Consider the following 22,988-nt stretch of genomic DNA (forward strand, 5'->3'; position numbering starts at 1 on the left):
AAAACTTAGCTTTATATCTCAACAAAATACCGTTAAATCAACATTCCGGCTTCAATTTTTATATCTAAATTATTCCCACTCAATTGTCGAAGGTGGCTTGCTCGTAACATCGTACACTATGCGATTAACGTGCTTGACCTCATTAACAATTCTAACTGAGATTTCCTGCAAGACATCCCATGGAATTCGGGCAAAATCTGCAGTCATGCCATCAATTGAAGTAACAGCTCTGATACCGACCGTATAGTCGTATGTTCGTCCATCACCCATTACACCAACGCTCCGAATACCTGGTAACACTGTAAAGTATTGCCAAATTTCTTCGTCTAAGCCGGCTTTCTTCATTTCCTCACGTAAGATAGCATCGCTGTCACGCACAATTGTCAGCTTTTCTTCAGTCAACTCACCGATTACTCGGATTCCTAAACCTGGTCCTGGGAATGGTTGGCGCCAAACTAAATCATGAGGCATCCCCAGTTTCTCACCTAACTCACGTGCCTCATCCTTAAACAAAGTCCGGAGTGGTTCAATCAATTCAAAGTGCATATCTTCTGGCAATCCACCAACATTATGATGCGACTTGATTGTTTGTGCAGTATCCGTACCACTTTCAATCACATCAGTGTATAAGGTTCCTTGCGCTAAGAAATCAATTCCTTGCAGTTTTTGTGCTTCGTCGTTAAACACTTGAATAAATTCATTGCCGATAATCTTGCGTTTTTGTTCTGGTTCACTCACACCAGCCAGTTTGTCTAAAAAGCGTTTCTGGGCGTTAACTTGGATAATATTTAATCCAAATTTACCCGACAAGCTATCCATAACTTGCTCAGCCTCGTTTTTACGCAGTAGTCCATGATCAACAAAGATACTGGTCAACTGTGATCCAATTGCTTTGTGCAGTAAGACACCAACCACGCTGGAATCAACCCCACCTGAAAGGCCCAATAAGACCTTCTTATCGCCGACCACTTCACGAATATGTTCAATCTGCATTTCAATAAAGTCATCCATGGTCCAGTTTGATTCGGCTTCACAGACATCAAATGCAAAATGTTTCAAAATTTCAGTACCATACTCGGTGTTTTGTACTTCAGCATGAAACTGAATTCCATAAAACTTACGTTTATCATCGGCCATTGAAGTAATTGGACAGTTTACACTGGTTGCTACCGTCTTAAAACCATCAGGTACTTGACGAACCAAGTCGCCATGACTCATCCAAACATATTGTTTCTTTGGCAATCCTTTAAACATAACAGCAGAATCATCAGTCACTTCAATATCTGCGTGACCATATTCTGAGTTATGCGCATTTTCAACTACCCCACCAGGTAATTTGTAAGCCATTAGTTGCATCCCATAACAAATTCCTAAAATTGGAATACCTAATTCAAAAATCTCAGGGTCCACTGAAAAGGCACCGTCAGCGTACACACTATTAGGGCCACCCGAAAAGATAATTCCCTTAGGGTTGATTTTTTTTATTTCAGCTGCAGTAATTTTATGCGATAGTAACTCAGAATAAACTCCTAAATCACGAATCCGTCGCGTGATCAACTGGTTGTACTGACTACCATAGTCCAACACAATGATCTTATCGAACGAATCCAAGTTAGTGTTTGCCAATGCATGCCACCCTTTCTAGTTTTACTTTAATGCTCCCATTTTACGGGTTTAAAGTCACCTGGTCAATGCTTATTAGAGCTCTTTAATTTACTACTTCCGCAGATAAATTTTATTAATTAAGTGATGTTTCGTTTTATGCAGAATTAAGTCAGCCCGATTGCGTGTTGGCAAAATGAATTCTTCCAGGTTTTTCAAATCAATCTCTTTCCAGATTCGTCGTGCCATATCAAATGCCTCATCACGATCACCAATTGCATAAGGATAATAATAATTGGTTGGGTCTCTGAAGGCAGAATCTAGTAGCAACCCGAAACGTTCTAAAAACCAGTGTTGAATGAGCTCTGGTTGTGCATCCACATAAATTGAAAAATCAAAAAAATCACTGACATACAATCGTTCATTGGTTGGTAGCTGCAACGTATTAATTCCTTCAACAATCAAAATATCAGGTCGTTCAATCCGATGCATTCGATCTGGCACAATATCATAAGTTGCATGTGAATAAACCGGCGATTTAACTACTGCTTCGCCACGTTTAACATCGTTTAAAAACGTTAGTAGTTTTTCCATGTCATAAGATTCTGGAAATCCTTTGCGTTCCAATAAATGACGTTTTTTTAGCTCTGCATTAGAAAATAAAAAGCCATCGGTAGTAATCATTTCTACTCGTTGCTCCGGCATTAATTGATCCAGCAAAAATGACAATAGTCGTGCAGTGGTACTTTTACCAACCGCCACTGGACCTGCAATTCCAATAATAAACGGAATCCGGGGTTCTTTAATCTGCAAAAAGCTCGTTTTTTGTTGCTGCCACTGTTGGTACTCGTTAAACCTTAATTTAAGTAACTGAACTAATGGTAAATAAACAGCTTCAACATCATCTAACGAAATTCGATCATTTAGCCCACGAATTTGATCCAGGTTATCTTCACTAAGTTGCACACGCCCATTAGGGTAAAAGCTATGCCATTTATCACGATCAAACTGATAATAATTCACTCTGTCTTCCATGGTTGAATTCCTGTACATCCTTATGATTAATTTTCTCGTTCATTCTACCATAACTAACTGAAGTAGTCGGTTTATTTTTACTAATTCTGAGATTTCATTTTTTATTGCTGAAACGTGCAAATTACCGCAAAAGTCTAGGGCTAAAGTAAAATAAGCACTGATCCATAGTTCGGATTAATGCCAGCTGTTTCCTTTTTGTATTGCTGAAACGTGCAAATTACCGCAAAAGTCTAGGGCTAAAGCAAAATAAGCACTGATCCATAGTTCGGATCAATGCTTATTTTGCTTTAGCCTACGACTTCTGAACGCGGTAATTTGCACTCTTTTACTTTGCCGTTGGGAATACTAAATCACTTGTATCCATTCCCTTTAATTCTGGTGCGTCCGTTGAATAGTCACTTAGTGTTGATTGACCGTCATTTTTAGCCATAACACTTGTTGGGTTTGTCTTTTGTGCTGCTTTTAAGCGTTTCAAGCTCTTATTTAGATTGTATGAGAAGTCTGTTTTATCGACTTTCTTGAATCCTTTTGGTGTGTAGAATCGCAGTAAGTCACCATTGACAACCTTATCTGACAAGTTAAGTTCTGTTGTCACATATTTTTGTGCCTTCGCAATGACTTTCTTTTGTGCTGCAGTTTGTTTCTTAACTTCCTTACCAGTCTTGGTATTGTACACATGCCCACCGTACTTAGTATACGTAGATGATACAAAGTCACCATTTCTAAAAGCTACTACTTGTTTACGGTTATTCGACAGCAAATCCTGTCCAAATTGAACATATTTACTTGAGTCAATTCCTAGCAAGTTCTCAATCGTTGGTAGAACATCAATTTCACCACCATACGTGTGGTTGATGCCACCTTTCAATCCCTTCATTTGAATCATGAATGGAACCTTCTGGAACATTGCTAAATCATAGTTATTCACACTCTTCTTACCTAAGATCTTAGCAATCGCTGGCTTATGATTATCTGAAATTCCATAATGGTCCCCGTATAACACAACCATACTATTGTCTCGTAAACCACTCTTGTCGAGATAATCATAGAATTCGCCAATCGATTGATCTAAATAGTGTGCTGTTTGAACGTATGGATCAACAGTATTATCACCGGTATTCCAAGCCTTAATCGACTTATTGTCCTTGTCCAGAATATATGGATAGTGATTCGTAACCGTAATTAACTTAGCATAAAATGGCTGCGGTAGTTGCTGCACATAGTTAGCCGCATCTTCCATGAATAACTTATCCTTAATTCCGTACCCCGCATCATAGTTTTTCACCTTCGGAAAGTATGATTTACTGAAGTAATAGTCATAACCAAACGACTTATAAGCATTGTCCCGATTCCAAAAACTTGGAACATCTCCATGAAATGAAGCTGAAGTATAACCACCATTTTGATCTAGAATAGCTGGCGCTGCTTGGAACGTATTTGTTGTCCCATCAGTAACCATTGCAGAGCCTTCAGAAAGGCCAAACAACGAATTTTCCAGCATTAACTCTGCATCAGCTGTCTTACCTTGTCCAACTTGATGGAAAAAGTTATCAAATGCAATCGTATCACTCGAATGGTAAATCTTATTCAAGTTGGGAGTTACTTCTTGTCCATCCCACTTATAATCGATCATAAACTGTTGTAAACTTTCCAAGTGAATGATGAAGACATTTTTTCCCTTGGCCACACCTTTGTATTCAATGTTAGAATCAGCGTGATTTTTCTTTAAAAACTTAAGAACTGGTTTGATATCAGATGTGTTGGCCTTAGCCTTTACCGCATTATTTTGGGTCGTTTTAACTCCATCATATACGGTATATGCTTCTAGTCCCAAATACTTAACGATGTAATTACTATCAAATGTTCTTGTCAATAGACCAGATCTGTTTGATTCAGCCATTCCCAGATTAAAACCAAACAAAACGATTCCAATCACAGAAAAGACACCAGCAAACCGGAGTCTAAAATAGCGTGTATCAATCCGAATCACATGGAACGCCAGTAACAAAATCAATAGGATTACATCTGCGTAAACCAAAAAATCAGATCCACGCAAAATCCCCATCAAGCTCTTACCTAGGTTATTTGAAACTGAGCCAGAGCCCTTCATAATATTAAAACTCAAGAAATCAGAAAATTCGCGGTAATACAAAATGTTAGCAAACAGCCATGTCGACAAAACAGCGTTGATGAAAATCATTAACCAATATGCTAGTCGACCGCGGAAATACAAGGCAATCCCAATTAATAAAATCGCTGCTGGAAAAGGATTAAATGCCAGCAAGAATTGCTGGATGCTCCCTGTTGCCCCGAGCGTAAATTTATTTTGATATGCCCAATATGACTTAATTGCAAATAAAACAACCGTGAGTAGGAAAAAGCCTAGTCGAGTGTTTAGACCGCCTCTTACCTTCTGCAGCACAGTTTTCATAATCTTTCCTCCATCTAAAAATATCGCCACGTTCAATCATACCGTTTTTACGGTAGATAACAATTTAATCTCGTAATATTTCCCAAATGTTTAGAATTTCGTCACAAATTAAATTACAACGGTTAATTCAGAATCAAGTATAACCTAATTTGTTCCCGACCGGGATATCAACTTGCCATTTTATAGCTTTAATTGAAAAAAATATAAAGTTTTTTTGGAATTTATTATTATAACCAATTCTAAAACGTCAAGCCCACCGTCTAATGCCCCACAAGCTTACTTATCGTTCGATATTCGTTTCAAGTTAATTGATCATAAGCTCAAATCATAAAAGTTGTCTCTAAGCCTATTGCAAAGGGTTTCATAAGATGTTTTAATTAGATCGCACACAATAATATTTTGTAAAGGAGCGTGTAGGTTTATGAAAAACCAGGGACAAGGCGAACACACTTATCGTCGCTTGACGAAAGTATTGTTAGTTACCTTGGCAGCTGTATTTTCGATCTTAATTGCTGGTGGATTTCTCATTTTTAAGAATGAAGCACCACGACCACAAAAAATGGTGGATCCGGCAGGAACAACGATCATCAGTCATTCAGATATGTTGAGTGGCCAAGCTGTGTATGAAAAATATGGGTTAACAGATTATGGGACTCTTTTGGGGAACGGATCTTATTTGGGGCCAGATTATACCGCAGAAAGTTTACACATTTACTTGCGCGGAATGGATCACTATTATGCAAATACATTATATGGTAAGAGCTATAATTCAATTAGTGACTTCCGCCAAGATGCAATTAAAGCGAAAGTTAAAAAAGAAATTCGGGTGAATCGCTACGATAAAGCGACTGACACTCTAAAATTAACTAACGCTCAGGTAGCTGGAGTTAAGTATTTACAAAAGTATTATCGTCATGAATTCGTCAACAATCCACGACAAGCCGGCTTACCAGAAAACATGATTAATCAAAAAACAACTGATGAATTCATGTCTAATGGTAATAAGGTCGATCAACTCACGTCCTACTTTTTCTGGACAGCATGGGTTTCATCAACCAACCGTCCTAATCGTGAATTTACGTACACAAATAACTGGCCCTATGACTTAGACGCTGGTAACGTAATGCCTGCTGAAGCGATGGTTTGGACCGCAATTAGTGTTGCTGTGCTCGTTGCTGGTGTTGGTGTCATTATTTGGTACCAACGTCGTTATCACTTTGATATGGACGCTGCTTACTCAGAAGGTAATATGCCGGTGATTAACGCGGACGCACCAATTACAACTAGCCAGCGTAAATCAGCTAAGTATTTCATGATCGTGATGTTGATGTTCTTGGTGCAAGTTTTACTGGGAGCATTAATGGCGCATTATTATTCAGAAAATACGTTCTTTGGTCTTGATCTGCAAAATATTTGGCCATTCAACCTGGCTAAATCATGGCATTTGCAATTGGCAATTTTCTGGATTGCAACTTCTTGGCTTGGTGCTGGGGTGTACCTCACACCACGAGTGTTAGGCCGTGAGCCAAAACATCAAGGTGTACTAGTCGATATCTTATTCTGGGCATTAATCGTTGTGGTCGGCGGTTCCATGCTAGGCGAGTGGGGAGCCATTCTTAACTGGAAGTTCTTTAACAACAAATGGTGGCTCTTTGGTCACTTCGGTTGGGAATATATTGAACTTGGTAAGTTCTGGCAGATTCTGCTCATCATCGGAATGCTGCTATGGGTAGTCATCTTAATGCGTGGCTTCATTCCTAAGATGCGTAAGAAACTAGACGGCTACGACCGTACTCGTTTGATTACTTTATTGTTCATGGGTTCAATTGCGATCCCTGCATTCTACCTTGCTACTTTATTTATTTTGCCACATTCACACGTTACATTTGCTGATTACTGGCGTTGGTGGATTGTTCATCTTTGGGTAGAAGGTATCTTCGAATCATTCGCTGTAATCTTAATTGGATACTTAATGGTTGATATGAAATTAACTACGATTAAATCAACCATCCGTGCTCTCTACTTCCAGTTGATCCTATTACTTGGATCAGGAGTTGTCGGAATGGGACACCATTACTTCTGGGAAGGTGACCACTCCATTTGGTTGGCCTTAGGTGCTTGTTTCTCAGCACTAGAAGTTATTCCACTTTGCCTTTTGATTTGGGAAGCTTGGACACATTACCGAGTTGTTCGCGACTCAGGGATTGAATTTCCGTACAAACCAACCTTTGTTTTCTTAGCTTGGACTGGAATTTGGAATGCAATTGGTGCCGGTGCCCTCGGATTCTTGATTAACGCACCTGCAATTAATTACTTTGAACATGGTACTCAATGGACATCTGCTCATGCGCACACATCAATGGCCGGAGTTTACGGTATGCTTTCCCTTGCCATTATGTTGTTCGTTCTACGTAATGTTTCAAAGAAAGAAATTTGGACCCCTAAACTTCACAAGATGATCAGTTGGTCTGCATGGCTAATGAACATTGGTTTAGCTGGTATGACGATTATTGCACTACTACCAATCGGTTATTTACAGTTGGCAGATGCATTAAAACACGGTTACTGGCATGCGCGTTTGCTTAGTTTTTATCGTGATTCTCCAGTTGTTGAAATGCTTTGGGCACGAATTGTGCCAGATAGCATCTTCATCATTGGAGTGGTCATTATGCTATTCGTTGTTGCTAAGATCTTCTTCAATTTGAAGCCGGCAACGGCCGATCATGAAGACGTGCAAGAATAATTAAGATCTCTAAATCTTAAATCTGTTCCATAGAAATAGAGTCGCAATCATAATTTGATTACGACTCTATTTTTTATATTACCTTCTCCATTAATCCTAAGAAAATGGTAAGAATTAATAAATCGGCAGATCCTCCCAAGCTCAAATTATCTTTTGTAAAAACTTCATCCAGCTGATATAAAAATTGCAGTCCTTGATCTGTGCAACTACCACCTAGTTCAAAGTATCGTTCAACTTGGCGATGTGTCCAGTCTAGTATATCAACTGTACCTGCTCGTTTAATTAGATTTGAGTCGTCCGAGTAACTAACAATTGTCATTAAAGTATCTAACAACCGTTGATTAACTGTGCCCTTACTGGCTTTTAGATAAGGTAACGCATGATTAAAAACAATTGGAAATCCAGCCTGAGCCTCGCCACGAATACCAGTTTTTCCATACTTCAAAAACTGTTGTTCGCCCGCCGTTAAATTCATTGAATTTTTTTGTTTTATTTTATCAAAGTCATGATCAATCAGATCGTTGAGCATCGCCTTTATAATCACGACTAAATCATTATTAAAATTTGCCTGCACTTCACCTTTAGTGCGATTTAGAAGATACCCAGTCGCAGCTGTGAAAACACCAAGCGAAAACACTGCCCCTTTATGCGTATTTACACCCTTTGTAACTGCAAACATATCTTTTTCTGCTTGAATTCCCAGAGGACGGATGGTCTCGAATAGCTGTGTTAAATCATTATTACCGAACACTAATCCAGCTTGCACACATTGATTAAAATAGCTTTGTAAACTAACCGAACTATCAATGAAAGTAAAGACAGTCATATCCGAATGTGAGCCATGGCCATGTGGGTCAACCAACCCAGGCTTAGGGGTAACTGAAACTTCATACAAAAGTGCTTTCAAGGCATTTTCAGTAATTTCATTTGCAAGCTTAAGCTTATTTTTGCGCATCATCACTAAATATCTCCATCTATGTTTTCAGCATACAAGCACGATATTTTTGCCTGTAATTCAGCAACACTATGCCGTCTTGATCGAGCACATTCTTTAGCGGGCCGGCCACAAATTAAGCACTTCCTAGGTTCCATATCGAAATTACTACGCGACAAATGACCACTTTGATGACTCATAACATCAATATCAAAAAGCCTTCCCAAAGTCGCGTAGTTCTCAAACTCAATTGCCAACTGTTTAATAGTTCGCGCATTTTCATCAACAATTAAAAATGCTTCATTACCAGTATTAATGTTCCAATTAATTTCATCAATAATTTTAGGAATCGTCTGTTTAAAGTCCTTATATACTAAGGCAAACAATTTTTCTAAATATTGATTATTTTTAATTGGACCTGGAATATTCAATTTAACTGCTACGACTGTATATTCCAAGTATTGGCTCATTAATTGTTGCTGTAATGCCACTCGTTTATCTTTGTTATTAATAACATCCTCTATAAACTGTGGCTCACCGACTGTAAAAATACTATCTATCATCTATTTACCCTCTGAACTGATTAATATTCAATAATACTAAACCAAATTTACACGCTGCACCACAAGAAAAAGACGAATTACTATTTAATCACTAACTAGCAATTAAATCATCAATTCGTCTTTTTTTGCATTTAGTCTTTAACCTGTTTAATGGAATCAATAATAGTACCATCACGGTACTCAACTAATGCCACTGTTCGATCAGTGTATTCAATTGGTTTGGGTGTCCCTACAATTTCGCTAGCTCTTTTTTGTAAATCTGCAATTGTAAAGACTGGCACTCCTGGAACTTTCTTCATAGCTTCAATTAAGTCTGCACGTTTTGGATTGATTGCAATTCCTACTTCCGTGACCAACACATCGATTGAATCACCAGGAGTAACCACTGTCGTTACTTCAGGAACAATTGTTGCAATTCGTCCACGTACAAGAGGTGCTGAAATAATTGTTAATTTTCCAGTAGCGGCATCTTGGTGTCCACCGATTGCGCCACGAATAACTCCATCTGATCCCGTCATAACATTGACGTTGAATTTGGTATCAATTTCAAGAGCACTCAAGATCACAACATCTAATTGGTCCACCATTGCACCTTTATTGTAAGGATCTGCATACCAAGAGGCATCTATTTCCTGTTGATTCCTAGAAGTATGCATTGATTCAGCAGCACCTTTATCAAAATCTTGCACGTCCATCACTTTATCAACCAATCCCTCTTCCAAGAGATCAATTGTTGGCTTTGTAATCCCACCTAAGGCAAATGAAGCACGAATATTACTATTCTTCATACTCTCACGAAGATATCTTGTAACAGCCAAAGCAGCTCCACCAGACCCTGTTTGAAACGAAAATCCATCTTTAAAATATGGGGAATGTGTGATAACCTCATTAACCATTGCCGCAATTTTCAGTTCCTTTGGGTCCTTTGTAAATCTTGTTGCACCTGAGCCAATCTTTTCTGGATCACCAACCTTGTCAATTTGAACAACATAATCAACCTGAGTTTGATTAATTGACGCTGGTGTATTTGGATATGGGACCAAATTATCTGTCAGTAAAACAACTTTATTAGCGTACTGTGCATCCATCAAAGCATATCCTAATGAGCCAAATACAGCCTTTCCATCCATTCCATTAGCATTCCCCAGTCTATCTGAGTTAGGAACTCCTAAAAATGCGACATCTATTTTAATATCACCCTGTTCAATTGCTCGTGCTCGATTTCCATGAGATCTAAAAATAACTGGATTCGCTAATGCACCATGTGAAACCGCATCCCCTAAACTTCCACGCATACCAGACGATGTAATATTAGTCACTGTTCCGGCCTTAATTGCCTTCACAACCATATTATTCATCACATTTGTAAGTGAAGAAGGTGCCAAAGTTAGATCTTTAATTCCTTGATCCATAATTTCTTGCATAACTAGATTAAAAACAAAATCGCCTTCACGAAAATGATGGTGAAAAGAAATGGTCATCCCATCTTTAACATTGTTCGCAACAATCTCTTTAATTGAATTCGAAACCTTGTTATCGCCAGTAGAGATAGCTACTTTATGTGTTGCTCGTGATACCTCTTTATTTTCAATTTGAGTTGATTTATACGGTTGATAACCTAACTTATTCATCAAATCATCTGGTAAACTACGCTTTACATTATTATCCAAGTAAAACACCATCCTCATCTACTAACCCGGAAGCTTTTGCCAATTTCATTACGCGTTGTGCCCTCAAAGCAACAGGGCGATCGACCATTTGACCATTCATCGAAATTACCCCTGACCCTTTAATTCGAGCGTCTTCAATCGCAGCTAATACACTTTTGGCGTGTAAAATTTCTTTTCTAGTTGGTGCGTAAACCTCATTAACCATTGGTATCTGGCGTGGATTAACCAATGACTTACCATCAAATCCTAATTGATGAACAAAATTAGTTTCTCGCATAAACCCTTCAACATCATCAACATTTGAAAAGACAGTATCAAATGCAGCGATTTCAGCTGATCGAGCAGCATTTAAGATCATGTTTCTAGCAAATTCTAGCTCTTTACCATCTGCATAACGGTGAGTTTTTAAATCTGTAGTGTAGTCTTCAGCTGATAATGCAATTCCAATCATCCTATCAGAAGCATTAGCAATTTCAACAGCATTCAATACACCTTTAGCAGACTCGATTGCTGCCATCATGTGAGTTGTTCCCACAGGAATACCAAAATTATTTTCCACTTCAATAATTTTATTCTCTAATTGTTCAAGCATGCTAGCAGATTCTGTCTTTGGCAACCTAATAACTTCAATTCCAGCTTTAACCATTGCAGTAACATCGTTTTCCCAGAACGGCGTATCAAGACCGTTAATTCTAACAACAAGCTCAGCATCTCCATAGTTTTGGGTAGTTAGTGCCTCATACACCAAAATTCTGGCAGCATCTTTTTCAGCCAGTGAAACAGCATCTTCAAGATCAAACATAATTGAGTCAGCACCATAGATTCCTGCATCCTTTAACATCGCAGGATTATTTCCTGGCACAAACATCATTGTTCTTCTTAAACGTTCTTCAGTATTTTCGGCCATTTTTACAGCACCTCCCAAGATGGTTTATCAGCAATTCCCAGTGCTCGATTAGCAGCGGTTAAAGTACGGGCCCTAATAACACAGTTTAAAGCGCCTTTATCTACTGCCTTAACCTTTGCACTTTCGATATTGCTTGCTGCTAGTGTTTGTTTAATAACACTTTCAATTTCATCGCCGAATTCTTTTTTTACATCAGATTCAAGCTCAATCGTTATCTTTCCGTCACCTTTGCTAATCATAATTTGAATATCTGAAGACTCCAAAGTACCAGCTAATGCTGTGTTTTCAATTTCCATTAATATTCATTCCTCTCTCAATTCTATTTTGTAACCTACCTAAATTCGACTTGATAAAATCATACGTACTGTCAGGGACTAATTTCTCAATACTATCAATTTTGTTGTTTTTGATTGCTTTTCTGACTTCTGTCGCTGTTACATATCTGCCATCGTTCTTTTTTCGCTCAACAATATGAACGTTAATATCAGGTTCTAAAGTTTCTTGTACCACACGATTATAGATGCCGGTTGTTTTTGAAAATGGCTCGCTTCCTAAAAAACGTGAAGATATTCCTAGTGCCTTTGCAATTCTTTCTTTAAAAATTTGAGCATCCAATTCTGATTGATATTCAATTGTATTTTCGTTAGACTTCAAGAAATATGCTGGAAATGTTGCAGCGCTGATAATATAATCACCACCGGCAACTATGATCACGCGAGATGACAGATCAGATAATCCCTTCTTAACCAGGTCATATCGTTCCTGAGAATTAAATAACGAATAATCAGCACTAACCACAAATACATAAACAAAATCATTTTGCAGCAATGCTTGCTCTACTAAATATCGATGACCTTGAGTAAACGGATTAGCATTCATGACAATTCCAGCAATCTTGGGATTCCCCTCGATACGTGGCAAACTTTGCAAATAGCTCTCAATTGTTTGATCGCCGTTTTCCAATAACACAATAAAATCAGTCTGTGCAACTTTCTTAAACCCAACAAATTCAAAGCTTGCCATATGTTCAGGATTAGTAAAAACAAAAACATGGAAAATCCCTCGTTGCGCTAATCGGCTAACCAAGGTACTCACAATTGAATTAAACAAGCCAGTATATGATTCATCATCACTAACTGCAATGTATTTCAAAATATTACCAGAGGACGAACCAGTAGCGATTAATCGATCACTATCATCAAAAATTCCAATCGTACTATCAATTACCCTAGTCTCGGAACTATCAAAGTTGATTATTCCTCTGTTTTCCATAAACAAAGTCCATTGCCTAAAAATAGTTGGTTCCGCAAGATTTAAATCCACAACTTCGTTATTCATAGTTTCACCGTTCTTAGTTGATTTTTCGCTTTTGCATTTCTCTAATAACAAATTTTTGAGATGACTCTAAGTGTTGCTTCGTAATTCGTTCCAATGAACTTCTGTCCTTTAGGCGCATGCTATCATAAATTATACGATGTTCTAGCAAAGCCTTGTCTCGTCTCTCACGCGATCTTATTGAGATATCTCTGAAATAAATTAAGTATTCACGTAATTTATAACTAATTGATTTCAACCTTGGCATATCAGCTTTAGTATAAATAAATTCATTAAACTCAGAAATTCTTTTGATTACATTATCAACATCATCAATTTCATTCAATCGTTCAGTTTCAATCAATAATTGATTTAGTTTATCAAAGTCTTCATCTGTCATTTTATTCATAGCCGTAGCAGATGCCAATACATCCAGTGGAATACGAATAGCATAAATTTCATATGCATCTTTAATACTAATACCCCGAATAACAACACCTTTTCCTTGAATATGACTAACTAAGCCATCATTTTCAAGTTGCTTAAGAGCATATCTTATTGGTGTTCTACTAATATTCATTCGTCGAGAAACTTCTTTTTCGTTAATTCTCACTCCTGTTCCAACTTCGCCAAGAATAATTGTTTTTTGCATAGCCTCATACAATAGTTCTTTAATTGGCCTGTTGTCAGACAGGTCCAGACTTTTTTCCGTTTCTCTAATAAAATCATCCATTAGTAAAACTCCCAACGTTTTAAAATATTATTATAAACTATTGAGGAACATGGATTGGCATGTGTCCCAGTGCAAGAACAGTGACTACAAAAATCACAAAAACAACAGCTGCATACTTAAACGTTGCTCTTTGCCATTCCCCCATGTCTAATCCAGTCAAACGAAGTAGAAGATAAATGAACGCAACTAATGGACTAAGCAAATGGAAAGCTTGTCCCATCAATGATGCTAATGCCATCTGCATATCTGTAAATCCATATTGTAAACCAGTTTCTCTTAGAACTGGTACAACCCCAAAATAAAAACCATCATTAGAAAGGAAGAATGTTCCTGGGGCCGAAATAGCAGTGATTATTAAGCCCCAATATCCAGACCATGAATGCGGAATAACTGTCGTTAAGCTTTTTGCTAAACCAGTTGCCATACCAGTACCTTGAAATAGTCCCATGAAAACACCAGCCGCAAAAACTAAAATAACAACTTGCACAGCGGCTCCACCGTTAGCACCAATTCTAGCAGATTGATCTTTTAAATTTGGATAGTTAACCAGTAAAGCAACAACTGTTCCAAGTAAGAACAATAACAATGGTGGCAATCCCAGATCAATAAATGAGTCTACAACTAAAAGTGTAATTAATAATAAAGTCATAATACCATTAAATGCAAATAGTTTAGGCCGTCTCATTGCAGCTTTCTCAGGATCATCATCTTTGATCATCGCGTCAATTTCAATATCGGTCATTTCAGTGACACCTAATCGAGCTCGCTCTTTTTTCCCCATTCCTCGTGCAACAAGGAAAATAACATACGCTAATGAAAGAATCATTCCCGGTAATAAATACGTCAAAATGTTAGCACCAACATGGAACACGGCCATTGCTCTAGCTGTTGGTCCACCCCAAGGAAGCAAATTCATAATCGTATTTTGCAAAATTAACAGGACTGCTAAGTTCATTAATTTCATTCCTAGCTTTTGATAAATTGGTAGAAACGCAGAAACCACAATTAAAGTAGTAGTGGTTCCATCCCCATTCATCGAAACTGCGGCAGAGACTATTGCTGTAGCCATCAAAATCTTCATTGGATCACCTTTAGCAATATGAATCATCTTTTTGGTGATCGGATCAAATAGTCCTGCATCTAACATAATTGAGAAATACAAAATCGCAAATAAAAGCATTATTCCAGTTTCAGACGTGGTACTAATCCCGTCTAAAACCCATTTCCCTAATGTACCCTTGTTAGCAATTCCAAGGGCCATCGCGAGAATTGCGAATAAAGTTGGCACGATAACCAGTGCACTTAATGGCGACATCCACTTCTTCATGATTAAAATCATAAAAATTATAACCATTAAGTAGGCAAATATTGTTATTAGCATTTGGCATAATTCCCTTCAAAAAATAATTTTTTGGTTTTAAAAAACAAATATTGTGATTGTTTGATCATAAAGTGAGAAAATTGCAGGTTGAATTTTAAAACCAGAACAATTGTATACCATATTAATCTTCTGTAACCCCAATATCATTGGAAAGAACATTATAAAAACACTTTCCATATTTTTTTAATTGCTAGAACATAAAATGTTACACAAATAACAATAACAGAAGTTATCATCACTGAATACGCTTACATTTAACGAAAGTTATCTTATATTTTAAAAAGAACACATTTAAAACACCTAAAAAACGTTTATTAGGAAGAATTTGCATATAATTGAATATATAAAGTGAGAATATTTTTTTGATAGGAGAGTGATGATATGGGCTTTTTTAGTAGATTATTTGGTAAAGACAATGTCAATGAAGTAGTAAATTCAACGACATCGTCTAACGATTCACAAATAGTCAACTCCGATAAATGGCTGAATTTAGATAAATTTATTCAGTTGCAGAATCAACGTGACAATAGAATCGTTTCCATCCTTAGTACTGCCATCGCCGCAGGTGACAATAAAAAAAGTGAGTTTAGCATCAAAAACATCAAAGTGTTGAATCCTGAATTTAAGCTTGTTTCTTTGCTTGCTACTAGTATTGCAACAGGTGACAACCCTTCAAGTTCATTTGTCATTAAATCAATAAAAAAGAAAATAGATTAGGAGAACATCATGTTACGAAAATTTAAAATTACTGTCGACGGAACTGAATATTTAGTTGAAATGGAGGAAATTGGAGGTGCTCCTGTTGCCCCAGTGATCCAACAAGCAGCACCCGTAGCGACAAGCTCTCAGCCAGAGCCTGCTTCCAAAACTACACAACAACCCGCTCCAGCAGCTCAACCTACAACCGGTGCTGGCGATCCAATTGCTGCTCCTATGCCTGGTTCCATCTTAAAAGTGTTGGTTAAGGTTGGTGATGAGGTGCAAGAAAACCAACCTCTTCTTATTCTAGAAGCAATGAAAATGGAAAACGAAGTAGTTTCCAACCACGCTGGTAAGGTAACTTCCATCAGTGTAAATGTTGGTGAAACTGTCAATGCTGGAGACGCTCTAATCACTATTCAATAGAAAAGTTGAGGAAATTATATTTTGGAAACATTACTTCAAGGAATTACTTCAATAACTTGGCAACAAGTAGTCATGATGCTAATCGGCTGTTTGTTGATGTACTTAGGAATTAAAAAAGAGTATGAACCTACGCTTCTTGTACCAATGGGATTAGGTGCCATACTGGTTAACTTCCCTGGAACAGGTGTATTAACTCAAATGGTTAATGGTCATCAATCTGAGGGTGTATTGGATATATTGTTCAATGCTGGTATCACAACCGAGCTGTTCCCGTTGTTAATTTTCATAGGAATTGGAGCAATGATTGATTTTGGTCCTTTATTACAAAATCCATTCATGCTTATGTTTGGCGCGGCTGCCCAATTTGGTATCTTCTTCACTGTAGTTGTTGCCGTATTATTTGGATTTGACATTAAAGAGGCAGCTTCAATTGGTATCATCGGTGCGGCTGATGGACCAACATCAATTTTTGTTTCAGGGCAACTTGCGGCTAATCTATTAGGACCAATTACAGTTGCAGCTTACTCTTACATGGCATTGGTTCCAATAATTCAACCAGCTGCCATCAAAGCAGTTACTACAAAAAAAGAACGACAAATTAGAATGACTTACAAAGCGGAAGATGTTTCTAAAACTGTTAGGATCGTTTTTCCAATTGCAATTACTGTAGTTGCAGGCTTTATTGCCCCTATTTCTCTACCACTAGTTGGATTCTTAATGTTTGGTAATCTATTGAGAGAATGTGGTGTCTTAGATCGGCTATCCTCTTCTGCTCAGAATGAACTAGTTAATATAGTTTCTATTCTTCTAGGTTTGACTATCTCTGTTAAATTAGTTGCTAGTCAGTTTTTAAATGTTCAAACATTAATGATCATTGCATTTGGCTTAGTTGCTTTCGTCATGGACTCAATTGGTGGTGTTCTCTTTGCCAAATTATTGAATTTATTCCGAAAGAAAAAGATCAATCCAATGATTGGTGCGGCTGGAATTTCAGCTTTTCCAATGTCGAGTCGTGTAATTCAAAGAATGGCAACTGATGAGGATCCACAAAACTTTGTTCTAATGTATGCTGTTGGTGCAAACGTTTCTGGCCAAATTGCTTCCGTAGTTGCCGGTGGACTACTGTTATCATTCTTTAGTTAGAGAATAGGAGAAAAACTATGTTATTAGCAACAAGTGACCTAGCACTAGCTGGGGAATTAATGATATTTGGAATGGTCGGAATCTTTTTAGTACTATTTCTTCTTTACATTATCTCTCAAATTTTGATTAAAATTTTTCCTGCCAATAAAAAATAAAGGACTGAATAAATAATGAAAAATATTCGGTTTATGGAAACCGTTTTACGAGACGGGCAACAAAGTCAGATTGCCACTCGAATGCCTATTAGTGATATGCTCCCAATTTTAGAAACAATGGATAACGCAGGCTATCACGCTCTTGAAGTTTGGGGTGGTGCTACTTTTGATTCAGCCATCCGATTTTTAAATGAGGATCCTTGGGAGCGGCTGCGAACAATCCGAAAACATGTTAAAAATACTAAATTGCAAATGCTTCTACGTGGTCAAAATATTTTAGGTTATAAACATTATGCTGATGATGTGGTTGAAGAATTTGTCCACAAATCAGTTGAAAATGGTATTGATGTCATTAGAATTTTTGATGCTCTTAATGACACCAGAAATTTGGAAACCGCAATCAAGGCGACCAAAGACGCCGGTGGTGAAGCACAAGCTGCTATTTCTTATACTACAAGTGACTTTCACAGTATTCCATACTTTGTTGAATTAGCTCAGGAGCTTGAAAAGATTGGTGCAGATTCAATTGCAATTAAAGATATGGCCGGAGTTTTAACTCCTAATGATGCTTACAAATTAGTTAGCGAGATTAAGGATAAAACCAACCTGCCTCTCGAAGTTCACACACATGCAACCAGTGGCATCTCTGAAATGACATATCTTAAATCAGTTGAAGCTGGTGCCGATATAATTGACACTGCGATCTCATCATTTTCGGGTGGTACAAGCCAGCCAAGTACTGAATCCATGGCAATTGCATTGTCGGATTTAGGCTATGATACGAATTTAGATATTCCTAAGCTTTCAAAAATCGCTGAACACTTCAATCCCGTCAGAGATCGCTTTCGAAAAGAGGGGTTACTAAATCCTAAAGTTAAGGATACAGAGCCTCGAACTTTATTGTATAAAGTTCCTGGTGGAATGCTTTCCAATCTGTTGAATCAATTAAAAGAACAAGGCTTAGAAGACCGATATCAAGAAGTACTAGAAGAAGTCCCTAATGTTAGAGCGGACTTAGGCTATCCGCCTTTAGTAACGCCGTTGTCTCAAATGGTTGGAACTCAATCTGTAATGAACGTAATTAGTGGTGAGCGCTATAAACTTGTTCCAAAAGAAATTAAAGATTATGTCAAAGGTTATTATGGTAGACCACCAGTTAAAATTTCTGAAGACATTCGCGAAAAGATTATTGGCGATGACAAGGATGTTATTACGGTACGCCCAGCTGATTTGATTAAGCCTCAAATGGAACAATTTAGAAAGGAAATCGGAAAATATGCTCATTCCACTGAAGATGTGCTAACGTATGCCCTTTTCCCTGAGCAAGCAAAAGAATTCTTAGGTCGTAGAGAAGATCCATTCTATGATGTTCCTGTCCAAACGGTTAATGTATCAATCGATGTTAACTAAAAAAGCACTCAATTGAGTGCTTTTTTAGTTAACATTTGTACAGGCTTCCAGCAATAATTCAACCACATTGGTCTATTGTGTTCCATCACTCTGATTGGTCAAATATACCTTGGCATTTTGTGCAAAAAGCTCTGACACTACTTGACGACACGCACCACATGGCTGAATTTAAAGTATGGTATTATATGCTCTAACTAACATCCTCGTTGCTACTTTAAACAACTCACTTTGTCTCCTGCCTTATGAGGTAAAACTAACCCAATCCAATAGTGAAGCTAATCTTATCTGTCAGCTCAACCACCTAGTAACATGTTGACCACATCCATTTCATTGATAGTATCTTGACTAACAACACCAATGTCTTCAGCTTTAATATCAAAATAACAATTAACCTGTGTTATAATTTATCGCTAAAACGTGAAAATGACCGCAAAAGTCTAGGTCAAACACTAAAACAACCAACACGATTAAAATTCCAATCGCATTGGTTGTTTTAGTGTTTGACTACGACTTTTAAGCGCGGTCATTTTCACTCTATTTTTTTATATTCATTTTTTGGCACCTGATCTAGCAATGGTGTTATTGTTTTAATTCCAATAATCGTTAATGCGTGCATTGCTCGTGAACAGACGGTATATAACAACTGACGTTCATCTTCGTGGGCATACTTTTGTTGATTAGCATCCCAAACCACAACTGCATCGAATTCCAATCCTTTGGCTAGAAATGACGGAACAATAATTGTGCCTGAGACTAGTCGTTGATTTTCCGTTCTAATCAGCGTCGTTTTAATACCTCGTTGTTGCAATTCTTCATACAACGCTTCACTATCAGCTAAAGTTTTACCAATAATTGCCGTTGTGTCATGTTCACTTTCATATTGTTCTAACGTTGCTACTAACGTATCCACCGCTGCCTGGTTATTCTCACTAATAACAACTTGTGGCAATTCTCCCGTCCGTTCAAATGGTTCAATCGCCTCACCATTTGTCAGCAAATGCTTTGTAAAGTCTGTAATCTGTTTTGTTGAACGATATGATTTGGTCAATTGCACCACTTGCGTTTTATCTGGTTCAAACATTGTACTCAATTGATTCAACAATGTTTTGCTGTTTTCTTTAGTAAAAATAGCCTGATTTAAATCACCAAGCAGCGTGAATTTAGCTTTAGGAAAGCTAAACTGCAAGTATGCCAATTGATAAGCATCATAGTCTTGCACTTCATCCACAAATACATACCGCATATCTCGCTCACCTTTTTTACCAGTGATCAAGTCATACAAATATAAATACACCGTGACATCATTAGCGTCTAATTGTCGATTTTTTAGTTTGGCGTAGGTATCATCAGTTTGTTGATCCCACTGTTCTTTAGTCAAGTTGTAATCGCTTAATTTAACGAAATGAGGCGCCATCTTCATAAAGTGAATAAACTGAGCATTAATATTTAGCCATCGATTATGATCGATCGCCTTTTTAATAGGTCTAAAGGCTTGAATAACAATCTGACGTGCTAAAAATTTAAATTCCTTGTCAGCAGATTCAAACTCACGTGGCTGATCACCAAACAAATCATCAAGTTCTTGTTTATTAAGAGACTGGACCTGTTGTTCAACCCATTTAGCCCGAATTTCTGTACTAACACGCCGATTGAGCATTTTAACTAATTCTTGTTTCGTAGCATCCAGTCGGTTACCTAGATGATAGTTAGCATTGAAAGAATAGTAAATTTCTTCAATTTTTTTGCGGTCAAAAAAGACCTTGCCATTAAACATTAAGTTTCTAAACCGCATATCTTCTTTTTCTAGATGGCGACTGTAACGCTTGGTCGCATGGAAAAATTCCAAGCTAGTTTTTAATTTAGTAATCTGTTTGGTTGCCGGATCTTCCTGTGATTCAAACCGTTCCTGGAGTGATTGCACTGTAATACTTGGTAACCGCCGCTTAGCATACTGGAAGTAGGTCATCTGAACCATATTTTGTTCACCTAGTTCCGGTAAAACCTGATTGATATAATCATTGAATAACTGGTTTGGTGAAAACAAGATTACTTGTCCAGCATTCAAATTACCTCGGTACCGATACAATAACCACGCCACTCGTTGCAAAACAGCAGCCGTCTTACCAGAACCTGCAGCTCCTTGAACAAACAATAAATCTGAAGTTGTATTTCGAATAATTTTATTTTGAGCCTGTTGAATGGTAGCCACGATACTTTTCATTTTTGTATCAGAATGGGTGCCCAACGCCTCTAACAGCATTTGGTCACCAACCGTTTCATCAGTATCAAAAATAGTAACGATCACGCCATCTTTAATTTGAAATTGACGTTTTAATTTAACGTTTACTTCTTGTGTTCCATCTGGGGTCTGATAACTAATCTCACCTAAGCCACCATCATAATAAACACTCGAAATTGGTGCACGCCAATCATAGACTAAAAAGTGGTCCGGCCGATCTGTAAATGAAGCTAACCCAATATAAATAGTCTCAGCCGTTTTTTCGCCTTCCTCATGAAAATCAATTCGGGCAAAATAAGGTGTCCGTTCAAGCCGTTGTAATGTCTGCAACTGTCGGTTAGCATGTTGCCAACTATTTTCTCGTTCTGACAACATTTGTTGCTGCTGACGAACTGACATTGCTGTGTCCATCAACCCTGAATAAGAGTCACTATTAACGTGAATATCTCCAAATTGTTGATTAATGTTTTTGACTTCTTTTTGTGCCGAATCAGCATTCCCCTGTGCCTTTTTTTCGGCTGTGCGAACTTTGTCAATCACTTCGTTTAAATGTTGTTGTTCATATTCTCGAATTGAATCTGCCAAATGTCTGCCTCCGTCATATTAATTGTACAATTATAGCATGTTCTAGATATCACTCCAAATATATTCCAATCTAATTTTGAAGATTTTACCAAAATTGACTTAATAAAAGTTAAAAGTTATTCAAATAACTAGTCTTTTAGTGGGAAAGAACCTAAAATGAAAATAGTACAGAGAATGGAGGTCGCCCATGGATCAAATAATTTATGCATTAACTCATATTCAAGACTTGATCTTACCACTACTAAATTGGCTTGGTCCTTGGAGCTATGTCGTTTTATTTGTTTTGATCTTCATGGAAACTGGTTTAGTTGTTTTTCCTTGGCTACCTGGTGAATCGCTTGTGTTTGTTACCAGTGCCCTCGCAGCAGTGACCGGATCACAGCTAAATATTTTTACATTGATTTTTGTCTTCTTCTCGGCGGCCTTTATCGGTGATACGGTTAACTTTCATATTGGTAACTTCCTATTAAGATGGCCTTTTTTTAAAAAACATTTTGCGGGCCACAACTTACGTCGCGCCGAAATATTTTTTCAACGCCACGGCATCAAGGCAGTTGTCTTTGGCCGTTTTGTCCCGTTAGTACGGACCTTTGTTCCACTGGTAGCAGGAACGTCCAAGTTTAAACAGACTAAGTTCATGTTAGCTAACTTTATTGGGGTAACATTATGGGTCACCGTAGGTAGTATTCTTGGTTACTTTTTTGGCACAATTCCCTTTGTACAGACGAACTTATCGCTGATCATTCTTGGGATTGCATTAATCGCCGTCGCACCTGCATCAATTATTTGGCTAATTAAGGTCATTCGCCGCCACATCATTGCCAGAAACATGCTCTAACATCAACCTAAATATTTAACTAATCGCTGTCAGTTTTGTTATACTGGTGGCGATTATTTTTTTATTTTTTAAAGCTATACTTTTTAGATCATATCTTTTATATTAGACGTGTTCACTAGGCCAGATGCTTAGAGCTAAGCCTACAGCATCTTAACGGCCAAGTTCACACTTTTTTATAAA

At 37.7% G+C, this 22,988-nt stretch carries 19 protein-coding genes; 7 read left to right on the plus strand and 12 right to left on the minus strand.

Annotated features, from left to right (window positions below):
- Positions 1-69: 69 nt before the first annotated feature.
- From guaA to FFM51_RS02145, 3 genes are all read right to left on the minus strand, one after another.
- Entirely contained in the window at positions 70-1,626 is a 1,557-nt protein-coding gene (gene guaA / locus FFM51_RS02135) for a glutamine-hydrolyzing GMP synthase (RefSeq protein ID WP_137597022.1), read from the minus strand.
- A 90-nt stretch (positions 1,627-1,716) separates the two neighbouring features.
- Positions 1,717-2,637 (minus strand): type I pantothenate kinase, encoded by a 921-nt coding sequence (gene coaA / locus FFM51_RS02140; RefSeq protein ID WP_137597023.1) that lies wholly within the window; start codon positions 2,635-2,637, stop codon positions 1,717-1,719.
- Between the two features lie 325 nt (positions 2,638-2,962).
- Positions 2,963-5,068, minus strand: a complete 2,106-nt coding sequence (locus FFM51_RS02145; RefSeq protein WP_137597024.1) for an LTA synthase family protein — start codon at positions 5,066-5,068, stop codon at positions 2,963-2,965.
- A gap of 421 nt (positions 5,069-5,489) precedes the next feature.
- On the opposite strand from FFM51_RS02145, the gene FFM51_RS02150 reads away from it, so the two are divergent.
- On the plus strand, positions 5,490-7,811 hold the full coding sequence (locus tag FFM51_RS02150) for a nitric-oxide reductase large subunit (protein ID WP_137597025.1): 2,322 nt from the start codon (positions 5,490-5,492) through the stop codon (positions 7,809-7,811).
- Between the two features lie 73 nt (positions 7,812-7,884).
- Here the strand turns inward: FFM51_RS02150 and citG are convergent, their stop codons facing one another.
- The 8 genes from citG to FFM51_RS02190 form a co-directional block, all read right to left on the minus strand.
- A complete protein-coding gene (citG, locus tag FFM51_RS02155; protein WP_414691947.1) occupies positions 7,885-8,769 on the minus strand; it encodes a triphosphoribosyl-dephospho-CoA synthase CitG in 885 nt (294 codons plus the stop codon).
- A gap of 2 nt (positions 8,770-8,771) precedes the next feature.
- On the minus strand, positions 8,772-9,308 hold the full coding sequence (citX, locus tag FFM51_RS02160; RefSeq protein ID WP_137597026.1) for a citrate lyase holo-[acyl-carrier protein] synthase: 537 nt from the start codon (positions 9,306-9,308) through the stop codon (positions 8,772-8,774).
- Between the two features lie 131 nt (positions 9,309-9,439).
- Positions 9,440-10,978 (minus strand): citrate lyase subunit alpha, encoded by a 1,539-nt coding sequence (gene citF, locus FFM51_RS02165; protein WP_137597027.1) that lies wholly within the window; start codon positions 10,976-10,978, stop codon positions 9,440-9,442.
- Positions 10,971-11,885 carry a citrate (pro-3S)-lyase subunit beta gene (gene citE, locus FFM51_RS02170; RefSeq protein ID WP_137597028.1) on the minus strand — a complete coding sequence of 305 codons (915 nt, stop codon included), beginning with the start codon at positions 11,883-11,885 and terminating at the stop codon, positions 10,971-10,973. Before citE ends, citF begins: the two co-directional genes overlap by 8 nt.
- A 2-nt stretch (positions 11,886-11,887) precedes the next feature.
- Positions 11,888-12,181, minus strand: coding sequence for a citrate lyase acyl carrier protein (citD, locus tag FFM51_RS02175; RefSeq protein WP_137597029.1), 294 nt, complete (start codon positions 12,179-12,181; stop codon positions 11,888-11,890).
- Positions 12,171-13,223, minus strand: coding sequence for a [citrate (pro-3S)-lyase] ligase (gene citC / locus FFM51_RS02180; RefSeq protein ID WP_137597030.1), 1,053 nt, complete (start codon positions 13,221-13,223; stop codon positions 12,171-12,173). The genes citD and citC overlap by 11 nt, the downstream gene beginning before the upstream one ends.
- Positions 13,224-13,236: 13 nt before the next feature.
- Positions 13,237-13,932: a GntR family transcriptional regulator gene (locus FFM51_RS02185; RefSeq protein ID WP_137597031.1), complete on the minus strand. Its 696-nt coding sequence runs from the start codon at positions 13,930-13,932 to the stop codon at positions 13,237-13,239.
- Between the two features lie 37 nt (positions 13,933-13,969).
- Positions 13,970-15,313: a CitMHS family transporter gene (locus FFM51_RS02190; RefSeq protein WP_137597032.1), complete on the minus strand. Its 1,344-nt coding sequence runs from the start codon at positions 15,311-15,313 to the stop codon at positions 13,970-13,972.
- 381 nt (positions 15,314-15,694) lie between these two features.
- On the opposite strand from FFM51_RS02190, the gene FFM51_RS02195 reads away from it, so the two are divergent.
- Genes FFM51_RS02195 through FFM51_RS02210 form a run of 5 tightly spaced genes read left to right on the plus strand, consistent with a single transcriptional unit; the run spans position 15,695 to position 19,146 of the window.
- The gene (locus FFM51_RS02195) at positions 15,695-16,030 is read left to right on the plus strand and encodes a hypothetical protein (protein ID WP_137597033.1); all 336 of its coding nucleotides are present in this window, start codon (positions 15,695-15,697) and stop codon (positions 16,028-16,030) included.
- Positions 16,031-16,039: 9 nt separating this feature from the next.
- Positions 16,040-16,438, plus strand: a complete 399-nt coding sequence (locus FFM51_RS02200; protein ID WP_137597034.1) for an acetyl-CoA carboxylase biotin carboxyl carrier protein subunit — start codon at positions 16,040-16,042, stop codon at positions 16,436-16,438.
- Positions 16,439-16,459: 21 nt separating this feature from the next.
- Positions 16,460-17,581 (plus strand): sodium ion-translocating decarboxylase subunit beta, encoded by a 1,122-nt coding sequence (locus FFM51_RS02205; protein ID WP_137597035.1) that lies wholly within the window; start codon positions 16,460-16,462, stop codon positions 17,579-17,581.
- A gap of 17 nt (positions 17,582-17,598) precedes the next feature.
- Positions 17,599-17,736 carry an OadG-related small transporter subunit gene (locus FFM51_RS08750; protein ID WP_170999545.1) on the plus strand — a complete coding sequence of 46 codons (138 nt, stop codon included), beginning with the start codon at positions 17,599-17,601 and terminating at the stop codon, positions 17,734-17,736.
- A 15-nt stretch (positions 17,737-17,751) separates the two neighbouring features.
- On the plus strand, positions 17,752-19,146 hold the full coding sequence (locus FFM51_RS02210; RefSeq protein WP_137597036.1) for an oxaloacetate decarboxylase subunit alpha: 1,395 nt from the start codon (positions 17,752-17,754) through the stop codon (positions 19,144-19,146).
- A 529-nt stretch (positions 19,147-19,675) separates the two neighbouring features.
- Here the strand turns inward: FFM51_RS02210 and helD are convergent.
- Positions 19,676-21,970, minus strand: a complete 2,295-nt coding sequence (gene helD, locus FFM51_RS02215) for an RNA polymerase recycling motor HelD (protein WP_137597037.1) — start codon at positions 21,968-21,970, stop codon at positions 19,676-19,678.
- Positions 21,971-22,157: 187 nt separating this feature from the next.
- On the opposite strand from helD, the gene FFM51_RS02220 reads away from it, so the two are divergent.
- Positions 22,158-22,808, plus strand: a complete 651-nt coding sequence (locus FFM51_RS02220) for a VTT domain-containing protein (RefSeq protein ID WP_137597038.1) — start codon at positions 22,158-22,160, stop codon at positions 22,806-22,808.
- Positions 22,809-22,988: the final 180 nt, after the last annotated feature.

It is taken from the genome of Paucilactobacillus kaifaensis (assembly GCF_005405145.1).
Classification (GTDB): Bacteria; Bacillota; Bacilli; order Lactobacillales; family Lactobacillaceae; genus Paucilactobacillus; species Paucilactobacillus kaifaensis.